Raw genomic sequence first — 12,413 nt, 5'->3', positions numbered from 1 at the left:
CGGGGAGGAAATAAGCTCACAATGAAAAAACCACGAAGAAAAACAATTTCTTCGTGGTTTTTTCATTTTAAAGAGGACTTTTGGGACAGCCTCTTCTTCTATTATTCATTATCACTCTTATGGAGGTTTTCCAGCCGTTGAATGCGTGCTTCCAGCAGTTCATACTCTTCGCGGGTGACAAACCCCATTTCTTTCGCCCGCTGCTGCATTTTTGCTTTTCCCTGTTCACTCCATTCGGCATCTTTCTGCATCCCTTTTGCTATGAATTCATCGAACATTTCACGTGCCTGTGATGGACTGAGATCCCCGCGTTGTACAAGATCATCCAATAATTTTTCCGCTTTTTCTTTACCACTAAGAGCAGCTCCCAGCCCTAAATAAAATCCCTTTTTTAATAAATCACTCATCATGGACCCCTCCTGTTAGTATTGATAGCCTGCATCATTTTGACATGTTTCCTTCCAAAAGACAGCAGCCCTGCTGCCCCCATCAAACCGACACCAAATCCAATCCACATCAGCAGCAGATCAGCAGATCGGTACCAGTATAGACCAAATACTCCTCCGGCTATCATAGTGAAAAAAGATAAGCTTGCGTAAAATAAATAAAATTGGTGGAACATATGATTTTGCTGCTTTTCAGCAGACCATTCCCGATCCCTATCGCCACTCTCCAAGAAGCTTACTAGAGCCCTTGGAAGAGATAACAATGGTCTGGCTGTATCGGCTGCTATATCTTTATAAAAACCATACTTGGAATCCGCTCCACTCATCCATTCCCTGATGACCGGTTTCCCCCATGCCATTAAGTCTATTTGCGGATAAACCGCCGTCAGCACCCCGATGATAATGGAGGTTGCCCTGCCTAAAAAGGCATAATCCGCCGGCAGCTGGATCGGCTGGTTTTTAACGAATTGCTGGATATCCTCCATAATGTCGTTCATGATTGTTGCATCAAGCTTTGTAAAATCCCCTTCTAAATACATATCAACGGTTTCCCGCAGCATCTTTTTCACACGTTCTGTATCAGCATTGCCTAATAGAAAATTCATCTTATATAATGCATCAATGACCTGATCATAATCATCGAGGATGAAGCCTTGAATCATCATACGAAGATAACTGGCATCTCGCTTCTTTATTTCCCCTACCATGCCAAAATCAATCACGACAACTGTGCCATCCGCTTTAAGCATCAGGTTTCCAGAATGGGGATCCGAGTGGAACATCCCAGTATATAAAAACTGTTCGACGCACAGATCAAACAATGTCCTTGCCACCTGTTCTCTACTGATGCCATTTTCCTTAATGAACGGGATGTCGGTAACTCTGGCACCTTCAATCCACTCCATTACCAGCACGCGTTGGGTCGAAAGATCATTATAATATTCCGGGATATAAACATTCTCCATATCCTTAAACCGCTTTTTGAAGTGATTGCCGTTTTGAAGCTCTTTCTTAAAATCCAGTTCATTGCTCATTACCGTGACAATTTCACGGTACAATGCCTGTAAATCTGCTTTTTTTCCATAGCTTGAGAACCGGCGGAGCATCCAGAAGACAATCCTCAGTGCTTTAAAGTCCATCTGGAAAATCTCTTTGACTCGATACCGTTGCACTTTGATAGCAACTGGAGTACCATCTTTTAACGATGCTTTATAAACCTCGCCAATGGAAGCCGATGCGACCGGTTCTTCCTCAATATACTCGAGGAATTCGCCCAGCTCTCCTCCCCATTCCTCCTCTATTATCTTTTTGGAATAGGAAAAAGGCACGGGTTTGACGCGATCGACCAGCCCTTCCAGTTCTTTTATAAATACTTGGGGAAGCAAGTCAGCTCGCGAACTGAGAAACTGTCCAAATTTAATCAGCAGCCCACCTAGGCGGATGGATTTGACACGATATTCATGTGCCTGTTTTGCCATCAGGTTGTCCCAATTACGCTTTGTCTCTTCATCCCAAATCCGGTTTGTCTTATGGAACCAGAATAATTGCAGCATGAACTTGGCTGACATCCAGACAATGACGAATACCCGGTAAATGCCTATGTATTTCATCCGATCCCGCACGGCCTCTCACCCCCCTGCTTTTTCTTTCTACTTATTAGTACCCTATTTTTTATCTGTCAATCTTAGAATTGGGCATACGGATTTAGCTACTGAAAGGAATGTTTTTTTCGGTGACAAAAATAATAATTAAATTACATATATTTCTTTTAAAATTGCATTCAATAGTGCTTACGTCTCTCAATATCATTACTTTAGAACCAATTATGGTATAAAATCCCTCCCATTTTACCATTCACAATTTTCCGAATTTTGCCGATAATTATAAACATATGGAAACAATCCATGAATTTAGGGGGAGGAATCACATTGAATAAAAAATTTACAGCCTTGCTGTCAGCTAGTGCGTTAACATTATCGTTGTTCGCGCCAGCTGCAGGAGCAGGAAACGTAAGTGCAGAAAGCAAGTACAGCAATTTTAACACCGAGCGGTACACCGACCGCATCGACATCGACGGATTGTTGGAAAAGCAGTCGCAGGATGAAGATTTTCAAAAGGAAGCAAGGCAGAAGATTAAGGAAGAAGCAGAAGGGATCAATTTTAATGAAACCGAGACTTCTGCCTCTAAAGAATCTGATAGCAATTTCACTTATGATGGTGGAACCAAACAGTTCTTGGATCGCAACCTTGGATTCAAACCATTTACCCTTCGCAGCGTAGGTGAGCATGTTGAAATTTGGGTAGCTAATGATCTTGGTTTTCCCGAAGGAGACCCTCGGGAACCTCATGTTGTGACACAAGAGCAAGTGGACAAGCTTGCGGCTGAGTTTGACAACAATATCTATCCAACCGATACAGAGTTCTTCGGAACTCCAGACAGCCATGACGGTAGTAATTCATTATTAGACGATTTAGGATATGTTCCCGAAGGTTATTATAATGGTGATGGCGATAAAATCATTATGCTAGTAGATAATATTCAAGATGAAAACTTCAACGATCCAGATTATCCATTCTTTGTTGCCGGTTTCTACTGGAGCACGTTAGAAATGTATATGGACCGTAACATTATCACCATTGATACAAATAACTGGGAAGAACGCTTGGAGAGCACTTTCTATGGAACTACTATCCATGAATTACAGCACTTGATTCATGACGATAATGACTCTGATGAGACTACCTGGCTAAATGAGGGTATGTCTACTTTCTCTGAGTATCTTGGCGGATATGGCATGGATGCTGGATCGATCAATTTTCTTCTTGACCATCCAGAGAACTCCTTGACTGCCTGGGACGAGCATTACAGTGCAGAAACTGGCCCTGAAACTATTGCAGATTATGGTCTCGTACAGCTATTCACACTTTACAGTTATGAACAATTCGGGCAAGAGTTCATCCGTACACTGGCAAAAAGTGAAGATAACAGTATCGAAAGCTATAACAATACTTTGAAAGAATTCGGTATAAATAAGACTTTCACAGAAGTCTATCAAAACTTCTCTACAGCACTAGCGATCGATGAAACAAAAACCAAAAACGGTATTTACGGTTTTGAAAACATTGATTTACGTGAACTGCCTGTAGAAGATGGTGTACGTGGTAAAACTGTAGACTTTGAAAAAGCAGACACATATGAAAAAGAAGGCGTACCTGCGTGGGGAACAGACTTTAAAGAACTTAATTTCAATAGTAAAATTCTCGACATCTCTTTTGAAGGCGTAGATTTCTTAGCAAGTAAATGGGAATCTGTCGAAGATCCACTTGAGTCTGGTGACCAAGTCTTATGGGGTAATAAAGGCGATGAAGCAGACCATAACTTAATTTTTGAAGCTGATTTGACTAACGTTGACACAGCAACACTTCAATTCGATAATTACATTGATATTGAAGAACAATGGGATTTTGGAGCAGTACAAGTTTCTACTGATAATGGCGAAAAATGGACTTCTCTTGCAAATGAAAATACACGCTCCGATATTGTAGAACAAGGATATCCGAAAATCAAAGAAAATCTACCAGGGTTCACTGGACATTATGAAGACTGGCAACAGGAAACTTTTGACCTTTCAGACTATGCTGGTGAGAAAGTACACATTTCATTCCGATATATGACAGACTGGGGCTACAACGACAGTGGGTGGTTTATTGATAACATTGGAATTCCTGAGATTGGTTTGAACTATGATGGTTCTACTACTGAAGGCTTCCTATCCATGGACGAACTGGAAGAAAACTATGTAGAGTACGGTGTAACTTTTATTAATGAGAAAAAGAATGGCGGTTACCGTGTACTACATGTCGATCCATTCGATGTTACTGAAGAGGACGCACTTGAATTACGCCAGTTGTTCAAAGACGGTAAGAATTATATGACTACTTACTATGCTGCTCCACAGGACAGCTTAACTTCGGTAGACTTTGAATATGAAGTTAATTTAAAAGAAAATAATAAGAAAAAGAATAAATAAAAATAAAAGCCAACTGGAGTATCCACTCTCTGGTTGGTTTTTTCTTTATTCTATGGCATGCTTAAAGAAAAAAGGCAGGCGAATACCTTTGCATATAAAAGAACTGGAAGTGAGAGATTTACAGAAGGTTTCGGAATGGCTCTATCATATGAACGAGCAGGACAAGCATTTTGTTGCCTGGCTAGCATCGGACCAAAACGAAATCTATGAACAAATCTGGACCTTGACGCAATTCACCGATCCATTAGCTTACGTGGCATGGGAAAACGAGCAGATCATTGGTTTCCTTGGCATCCTGCCGTTTTTCGAACAGAAGCTATGCCGGCTCCTTGGCCCATTCGCCATCGATCAGGAAGCTGAAGTGATGGAAGGTTTATGGGATAAAGCATCGTTAACGATGGAACTCCATTTCAAAGCTGTAAAAGTAGCCAGCTTCAAAGCGAATAAGCATTTGATAGATTTTTGTGAACGACATCGCTTCCACCTGTATAACATTGAAAAAACGATGGTACTCTACCGTGACGACTATCGCTCTGGAGAGTACGAAGCTCGTAATATCGTGGAAGTGACCGATCAGGACGAAGCGGAAATCAGCCGACTCCATCCGGAAGGTGCCTATTACACTACTTCCGAGATGATGACCCTGTCCCGGAAAGAATCGAACAAATTATGGGGCTACCAGAGTGGCGGCGAGCTGAAGGGATATCTCTATTTTGAAACGATCATTCCAGGAATTGAGGGGGAAATTTGTTTCGTCAACGTTGATCAGAGCGAGCGCAGTCAAGGGATTGGCACTGTTCTCATCGATCACGCCCTTCAATACGCATTCCTGGCTCTTGATTTAGAAGAAGTGACGATTTCAGTACGAACGAATAATGATGGTGCCGAAAGCCTGTATCGCGAGCTTGGTTTTGAAGAAGCCCAAACCATTTACGCTTACGAAAAATTGTTCCAGGAACCGGTTCTGAAAAACCCTTTCCATTAAACAACGAAAAGCCGCAGCTAACCTAATCCAGGTTGCTGCGGCTTTTTTTACATGTTCAGGCCTGCTCGCTTATAACTCTAACTTTCTAGTTTGACCTGGTACAATTTCTATTTTCTCTTCCATTACAAACAGCTCCACGCCGTCTCCTTCAACAACCTCCAATTCTACACCTTCCCGGGAAACCTGTACTTTGATTGCACTGCCGTGATCATGCAGATGAAAGGCATAACTATCCCATTGTTCCGGAAGCTGTGGTGACAAATGCAAGCCGTCCTCTTTGATACGCAATCCGGCAAACCCAAAGACAATCGCCATCCAGGTGCCGCCCATATTGGCCATATGGAGACCGTCTTTTGTATTCCCATGGGTATTGTCCAAATCCAGGCGGGCTGTTTCTTTAAAATAGTGATAGGCCTTTTCCATGTTCCCAAGCTTAGCTGCCATCATACTGTACACGCAGGAAGACAGTGAGGAATCATGGGTAGTGATTGCTTCATAGTAATCATAAGTCTGTCGGATTGTATCGTCATCGCTATAGTCTTCCACTAGAAAATGAGCCAGTACGGTATCTGCCTGTTTGCAAACCTGGTAGCGGTATAATGTCAGAGGATGATAGTTCAATAACAGCGGATAATACTCTTTCGGTGTGTTTTCAAAATCCCAGACCGCCTTATTTAAAAAGCTGTCATCCTGAGCATTGATTTGCAGCTTGTCATCATATGGCAGGTACATGGCTTCTGCAGCCTGCTTGAAGTGTTCAGCTTCTCCGGCCTGGAAATCAAGACGGGCAAATATCGTATCGGACTCGTCCTCTTTCCAGTCCTTCATTTTTTCATAGATTAGATAAGCCCATTCCAGATTATATTTTGCCATAGCGTTTGTATAATAATTATTGTTAACGACACAAGTATACTCGTCAGGACCTGTAACATTATCAATGGCGAAACTTCCATCGTCACGGAAATGACCCATATCCGTCCATAGTCGGGCCGTCTCCAATAGTACCTCCGCCCCGTAATCTTTCAGGAAATCGTCATCCCCGGTGACATGGTAATATTGGATATAGCTATAGGCAATATCAGCGCTGATATGGTACTGCGCTGTTCCAGCCGGAAAATAACTGGAGCACTCCCCTCCATTGATTGTTCGCCAAGGAAACAACGCCCCTTTTTCATGCCCCATTTCTTTCGCTCGTTCCCGGGCACGGTCAAGGATCGAGTGCCGGTAGATCAGCAACTGCTTGGCTAATTCTGGAGCGGTCATCAAAAAGACTGGGATCATATATATTTCCGTGTCCCAGAAATAGTGTCCTTCATAGCCTTCACCACTTAGTCCTTTAGCTGATATGTTGCTGAATTTATCACGACCGGCAGATTGTAATAAATGGTACAGGTTAAAGCGAATCCCCTCCTGCAAAGCATCGTCCCCTTGCACCTCCACATCACTATGCTTCCAGAACTGGTGCAGATACTTTTCCTGGGCTTCCTTCAGCTGATCTGCATCCATTGTATCCAGTTGACCTTTGACACGCAGTGCTTTTTGACGTAGGTCTCCATTGTGCCGCAGATCATCGACGTAGATATTCCATTTACTGAACGCCAGGGACTGCCCCTCGTCTGCCTGCGCCTCGTATGTGTAAACGAGCCGTTGGTCATCTGCCTCTTTTTCAATATCCACCAGTTTTCCATCGAGGCCTTTGTGATAACTTAGGCAGGCCATTTCCAGTTCCGATCTTTCCGTTTTGCTTTTCAAAAACGTGTTCCCTTCGAAAGTATCTGCTTCCTGCACATGCAGCAGTTTGGCATGTCCTGCACCGACACGGGGGTCCGTTGGATCAACATGGTTTTCCACCTCTCCATCCACCGTAGAAACTATGGTGATGACATCACTGAAGTTCATCGGAATAATCGTTACCTGGATCAAAAACAATTCTCTGTGTACAAAAGAAACTACACGTTCAAAATGGATTTCCACTTCTTTTCCCAGTGGTGATTTCCAAGTGATCGTCCGGTCTGTTTTTCCTTGATCAAGATGCAGTTTCCTTGCGTATTCCAGCACCTCTCCTTCCTGAATCGAAAAATGTTCCTTTTCCTTTCCTAAATAAATATGAATGGTTTGACTATCAATGACATTCAGCATTTTTTGCTGCGTATCAGGAAAGGCAAATAATTTTTCGCCATAAGGGATATCAATAACATCATGAAAAGCGTTCAGATACGTCCCGCGTACAGTCGGTACTGCCCGGCCATATGCTTCTTCAAAGTTCCCTCTAACACCGATATAGCCATTCCCAAGGAAAAACAAGCTTTCCTCATTATTTAAATCTAACTCTTTCAAAGAATGCCGTTCAATTGTCCAACTCATTCTCTCACTCCTCATACTAATTAATCCAATGGAGTTATCCGTCCAACCTTTTCACAACTATCATTGTTCCCGTTATGCTTAACCAGCAAACACCGCCAAAGGTCGGGTTTAAAAAAATGTTGAAATCGCTTACAATGGTGATGGTATCATTATATAGCAAGATATATTATGCTTAGGGGGCATCACGATGTTGACAATTAAGCAAACGATGATTGACCAGTTTATGAGCATACGCACGGCTAATACTAACCAGTACGCCCACCCACCCTACTTGATGGAACAACAATTGTTAGAGGCTATCACAAACAAAGATAGAGAACGGGCGATTCTGCTATTGAAAAACATCAACCAATCGAAACGCATTATCCAGTCTGAGCAACACTTGCGATCGTGGAAAAATTCGGTGATAAGTTCGTGTACCCTCTTTACAAGAGCGGTCATCAAAGGAGGAGTCGATCCTGATACAGCCTTCCGCTTGAACGATGCTTATCTCAATAAAATAGAAGACATCAGGTATCCCCGGGATATCTATGAACTCGAACATACAATGCTGGAAGATTTTATACATACCGTCGAACAGGCGGACAACCTCCTTTACAGCCCGGTTATCAACAAAGCCATCGCTTATATTCACGAACATATATTATCCGACTTAACGTTAGAGGAAATTTCAAGTGAATGTTATGTAAGCCCAAGCTATTTGTCCCACCTGTTTAAAAGAGAAGTCGGCATTTCGATCGTCCAATTCATCAACGAAAAAAGAGTCGATGAATCCAAGTATTTCTTACTTCATACTTCTACGTCCATTTCAGATATCGCCAAGCTGTTTCAGTTTTGCAATCAAAGCTACTATACTTCTGTGTTTAAAAAGTATGTCAAGCAAACCCCGAGGCAATACCGCGAAGAGTTGGCAACAGCCATACAAGAGGAGTGCTGAACAACAATTCAGGGTATGAGTTTTGGTGGAGGGATAATATGAGAGAATTAATACAAGCCGCGTTGGCTAAGGCGGGAGACAACCAGGAAATCAACACATTTAAGAAAATATCAGGAGGAGATATCAACGAAGCTTTTCAAGTGACTACCTCCGAAAACAGCTATTTTATCAAAGCTAATCAGCAAGTACCTCGCCACTTTTTTCAAATGGAAGTAAAGGGACTTGAGCTTATTCGCGGAACCGAAACCATCCCCGCCCCAACCGTCTACCACTATGACCTTCCAGAAAATGGAGGACCTGGGGTGATGGTAATGGAGTGGATTCATGGTACTCGAAAAGATGATACAGGTAAACGATTAGGGAGACAACTGGCAGCCATGCACCAATCCCAACATGACTATTATGGATTGGATGGGGACACATTTGTCGGGACGCTTACTCAGCCAAATGGCTGGTATGAAGACTGGCCAAGTTATTATCGTGAGAAAAGACTACTTCCACAAATGAAATTAGCAGACAGTCAAGGTCTTCTCCACGCTGGACGCAGAAAAAGGTTAGAGCAACTGATCACTAAGCTGGACGAATGGCTTCCAAAGCAACCTGGTGCCTCGCTCCTTCATGGGGACCTTTGGGGTGGAAATTGGATGGCAGGTCCCGGCGGGCAGCCATATTTGATCGATCCTTCTGTGTTGTACGGAGACCGGTCATTTGAGCTGGCCTTCACCGAACTGTTCGGCGGGTTTCCTGAAGGATTTTATGAGGCTTATAACGAAGTTTATCCACTGCCGGACAGCTATGCTGATCAGAAAGAATTATATCAGTTATTCTACTTGATAGTACACTTGAATTTATTTGGAGAAAGTTATGGACCATCCGTAGATCGTGTCCTGCAGCACTACATTGGCTGACGACTTACGAGTAAGCCCTCCCCTTGCCTGAGTCTGATATTTCTACCAGTTCAAGCGGGTATGGTTCGAAATACGTCTGCCGCTTCAGATATTTTTGATCAAACCGGATTGTCCAGGCCTTCAAGATAGCCAGCACCGTGCTAAGCGGCACTTTTTCTTCCTCGTACTGACGCAATTCGTCCAGGAAGTAGCGTTTCTCATCATGCTCACTACGACTTTTGGGGTAGGAAAGTAACGCATTTTTTACATATCCTCCTCAGAAACTATGATGCTCGTTTTATCGCTTCTAAATTTTTCTATTGGCAATTCATATGTTTTGTATTAAAATAAATCGTGCTGTATTTTTATGAATAATCTTATAGGAGTGTACAATCATGAAAAACTATCGCGCTGTCGATCACTTGAAATTTATTATTCCATCCTTAATCGGTATCATCCTGTTTATGGTACCTTTTTATGATAAAAGAGAAGAGATTGTCACTATTCCGATTGCTATCTTATCCGGGTTGGTGGAAACCGCCCTTGCAGATCAGCTTTCCTTCATTATGATGATCATTATTTCTATCACTGCAATCGGTTCTATTGTCATCAGACTGACAGGTCCATCATTACTCGAGCAATTCCCTTTTTTCCAATCCTTATTCTATGTGTCTCCTGTTTGGCTGATCACAAGGATTCTGGGAATGGTTTTTGCCATCATGGTTTATTATCAAATCGGACCGGAGGCGATCATCTCAGAAAATACAGGCGGGCTGCTGCTGGATTCCCTGCTTCATGTCCTGTTTGCTGTATTTCTGTTTGCCGGTTTATTCCTGCCATTATTACTTAACTATGGACTATTAGAGCTTGTCGGTGTGTTATTGACCAAAGTCATGCGCCCCCTTTTCACACTGCCAGGACGTTCATCCATTGATTCCATTGCCTCCTGGCTCGGCGATGGTACAATCGGAGTGCTTTTGACAAGCAAGCAATATGAAGAAGGTTATTATTCCAAGCGTGAAGCAGCAGTGATTGGGACAACCTTCTCTGTCGTTTCCATCACGTTCAGTTTAGTCGTTATCAGTGAAGTCGGTTTATCCCATATGTTCGTCCCGTTTTATTTGACAGTGGCCTTTTCCGGGTTTGTAGCCGCCCTGATCATGCCAAGGATTCCGCCGCTATCCCGTAAACCTCGGACGTATGTAACCGAAGAAGCAGAAGATATCGAAGAGGAAATTCCAGCAGAACATAACATGTTCAGCTATGCCTACCAGCAGGCAGTGGAACGCGGGAGCAAGGAAACCAGTGTCAAGAAATTCTTCAAACAAGGGGCCCAGAACATCCTCGATATGTGGATGGGTGTAGCACCGATTGTCATGGCTCTTGGTACGATCGCACTTGTTATTGCGGAATTCACTCCAGTTTTCACATGGCTAGGCTACCCGTTCATTCCATTGTTGGAATTGATGCAGGTGCCATATGCAGCAGAAGCATCCGAAACGATTCTCGTCGGTTTTGCTGACATGTTCCTGCCTGCAATCATCGGTGCCTCCATTGAAAGTGAAATGACCCGTTTCATCATCGCTACATTATCTGTCACCCAGTTGATTTATATGTCTGAGGTCGGTGGTTTGTTGCTCGGTTCCAAAATACCAGTGAATATGAAGGACTTATTCATCATCTTCCTCCTTCGTACCCTGATTACACTACCGATTATCGTTCTTGCCGCTCATCTAATCTTTTGATTACTAAAATACACCCCGGAGCTCTCCAATATCTGGAGGCTCCGGGGTGTTACTTTTATTTATTCATTTCATCGACGAAGGCACGACCGGCGCTTAGGCTGGATTGTGGGTTTTGTCCAGTGACGAAGTTTCCATCTACTTTAATATGGTCTTCCCAGTTCTCCTTCGTTACAAATTCCGCGCCTTCTTCACGGAGTTTACTTTCCAGCATGAAAGGCATTAATCCATCGAGTCCTGTATCACGCTCTTCCGCGTCCGTAAAACCTGTGATTGTTTTTCCTTTAACAATAGAATCTCCATTACTGTCTTTCACACCGACAAAGCCAGATGGGCCGTGGCATACCGCACCGATCAGCTTATCGTTATCGGCAAAATGCCTAAGCACGGACTGCAATGTTTCATTCTCAGGAAAATCGAACATGGTTCCGTGTCCCCCCGGCAGGAAGACTCCATCATAGTTCTCGGGCGTGATATCATCCAGCTTCACGGTACTGTTCAGCGGATCCATTACGCTGTCATCCCACTCATCTGGCAGCTCGTTAGAGTAGCTGTTCGGATCAATATGAATCTTTCCTCCCTTTGGGCTGGCAGTTGTTACATCATATCCTGCTTGCGTAAATTCCATGTAGGGTTCGACAAACTCAGATAGCCAAAGACCTGTTTCATGCTCTTCATCAATTTTTTGGGTACTTGTTACAATCATCAATACTTTCTTAGCCATGGCGTTGCCATCTCCTCCTTTATAGTTGAAACTCTCTCTACTTACTATTTCACATTTCCTGTTATTTCAAACAAAGAACAAAAGCGCAAGCGCCTTGTTTACCCCCGACAAGCTTAAGACAAGCCTCGCCGTGACGTTCTTTGTACTTTTAGACCGATTAAGAGTAGAAAAGGTTTAAAGTATAAGTAAAACTAAGGCTTTCGCCATAAAACATTGGCGATAAGCCAAGTTTTTCTAATCACAGAGAGGATTGACTTAAGACCTCGAGGGGGGGGGTAGGCGCTGGAGCTGGATGTA

The 12,413-nt window shown here is 43.1% G+C and carries 9 protein-coding genes and 1 pseudogene; 5 read left to right on the top strand and 5 right to left on the bottom strand.

Annotation, left to right across the window (positions count from 1 at the left end; genetic code table 11):
- Positions 1-101 precede the first annotated feature (101 nt).
- Together FHS45_RS13120 and FHS45_RS13115 are read right to left on the bottom strand one after the other, a co-directional pair.
- The gene (locus FHS45_RS13120; protein ID WP_062442610.1) at positions 102-407 is read right to left on the bottom strand and encodes a phasin family protein; all 306 of its coding nucleotides are present in this window, start codon (positions 405-407) and stop codon (positions 102-104) included.
- Positions 407-2,068: an ABC1 kinase family protein gene (locus FHS45_RS13115; RefSeq protein ID WP_062442613.1), complete on the bottom strand. Its 1,662-nt coding sequence runs from the start codon at positions 2,066-2,068 to the stop codon at positions 407-409. The genes FHS45_RS13120 and FHS45_RS13115 overlap by 1 nt, the downstream gene beginning before the upstream one ends.
- Positions 2,069-2,374: 306 nt before the next feature.
- On the opposite strand from FHS45_RS13115, the gene FHS45_RS13110 reads away from it, so the two are divergent.
- Both FHS45_RS13110 and FHS45_RS13105 read left to right on the top strand, forming a co-directional pair.
- Positions 2,375-4,477 carry a choice-of-anchor J domain-containing protein gene (locus tag FHS45_RS13110; protein ID WP_229717956.1) on the top strand — a complete coding sequence of 701 codons (2,103 nt, stop codon included), beginning with the start codon at positions 2,375-2,377 and terminating at the stop codon, positions 4,475-4,477.
- A gap of 88 nt (positions 4,478-4,565) precedes the next feature.
- Positions 4,566-5,462 carry a GNAT family N-acetyltransferase gene (locus FHS45_RS13105; RefSeq protein WP_062447582.1) on the top strand — a complete coding sequence of 299 codons (897 nt, stop codon included), beginning with the start codon at positions 4,566-4,568 and terminating at the stop codon, positions 5,460-5,462.
- A gap of 69 nt (positions 5,463-5,531) precedes the next feature.
- Here FHS45_RS13105 and FHS45_RS13100 read toward each other — a convergent pair whose 3' ends face one another.
- On the bottom strand, positions 5,532-7,826 hold the full coding sequence (locus FHS45_RS13100; RefSeq protein ID WP_062442618.1) for a glycoside hydrolase family 65 protein: 2,295 nt from the start codon (positions 7,824-7,826) through the stop codon (positions 5,532-5,534).
- Positions 7,827-8,013: 187 nt separating this feature from the next.
- On the opposite strand from FHS45_RS13100, the gene FHS45_RS13095 reads away from it, so the two are divergent.
- Together FHS45_RS13095 and FHS45_RS13090 are read left to right on the top strand one after the other, a co-directional pair.
- Entirely contained in the window at positions 8,014-8,763 is a 750-nt protein-coding gene (locus FHS45_RS13095) for a helix-turn-helix transcriptional regulator (RefSeq protein ID WP_062442620.1), read from the top strand.
- A 38-nt stretch (positions 8,764-8,801) separates the two neighbouring features.
- Positions 8,802-9,671 carry a fructosamine kinase family protein gene (locus FHS45_RS13090; protein WP_062442623.1) on the top strand — a complete coding sequence of 290 codons (870 nt, stop codon included), beginning with the start codon at positions 8,802-8,804 and terminating at the stop codon, positions 9,669-9,671.
- A gap of 4 nt (positions 9,672-9,675) precedes the next feature.
- Here the strand turns inward: FHS45_RS13090 and FHS45_RS13085 are convergent.
- Positions 9,676-9,894, bottom strand: a pseudogene (locus FHS45_RS13085) (DUF1722 domain-containing protein); the annotation flags it as partial.
- A 151-nt stretch (positions 9,895-10,045) separates the two neighbouring features.
- Here FHS45_RS13085 and FHS45_RS13080 point away from each other — a divergent pair.
- Complete coding sequence (locus tag FHS45_RS13080; RefSeq protein WP_062442627.1) at positions 10,046-11,395, top strand: YjiH family protein; 1,350 nt, start codon at positions 10,046-10,048, stop codon at positions 11,393-11,395.
- 55 nt (positions 11,396-11,450) lie between these two features.
- Here the strand turns inward: FHS45_RS13080 and FHS45_RS13075 are convergent, their stop codons facing one another.
- Positions 11,451-12,116 (bottom strand): type 1 glutamine amidotransferase domain-containing protein, encoded by a 666-nt coding sequence (locus FHS45_RS13075; RefSeq protein ID WP_062442628.1) that lies wholly within the window; start codon positions 12,114-12,116, stop codon positions 11,451-11,453.
- Positions 12,117-12,413: the final 297 nt, after the last annotated feature.

The organism is Thalassobacillus devorans (assembly GCF_011761345.1).
GTDB lineage: Bacteria > Bacillota > Bacilli > Bacillales > Halobacillaceae > Thalassobacillus > Thalassobacillus devorans.
Note: the sequence above shows the minus strand (reverse complement) of the source record. Positions and strands in the feature narration are given on the sequence as shown.

Excerpts from the sequence above, each read along its gene's own strand:
- FHS45_RS13120 (WP_062442610.1), bottom strand. The coding sequence starts at position 407 with ATGAGTGATTTATTAAAAAAGGGATTTTATTTAGGGCTGGGAGCTGCT.
- FHS45_RS13100 (WP_062442618.1), bottom strand. The coding sequence starts at position 7,826 with ATGAGTTGGACAATTGAACGGCATTCTTTGAAAGAGTTAGATTTAAAT.
- FHS45_RS13095 (WP_062442620.1), top strand. The coding sequence starts at position 8,014 with ATGTTGACAATTAAGCAAACGATGATTGACCAGTTTATGAGCATACGC.
- FHS45_RS13090 (WP_062442623.1), top strand. The coding sequence starts at position 8,802 with ATGAGAGAATTAATACAAGCCGCGTTGGCTAAGGCGGGAGACAACCAG.
- FHS45_RS13080 (WP_062442627.1), top strand. The coding sequence starts at position 10,046 with ATGAAAAACTATCGCGCTGTCGATCACTTGAAATTTATTATTCCATCC.
- FHS45_RS13075 (WP_062442628.1), bottom strand. The coding sequence starts at position 12,116 with ATGGCTAAGAAAGTATTGATGATTGTAACAAGTACCCAAAAAATTGAT.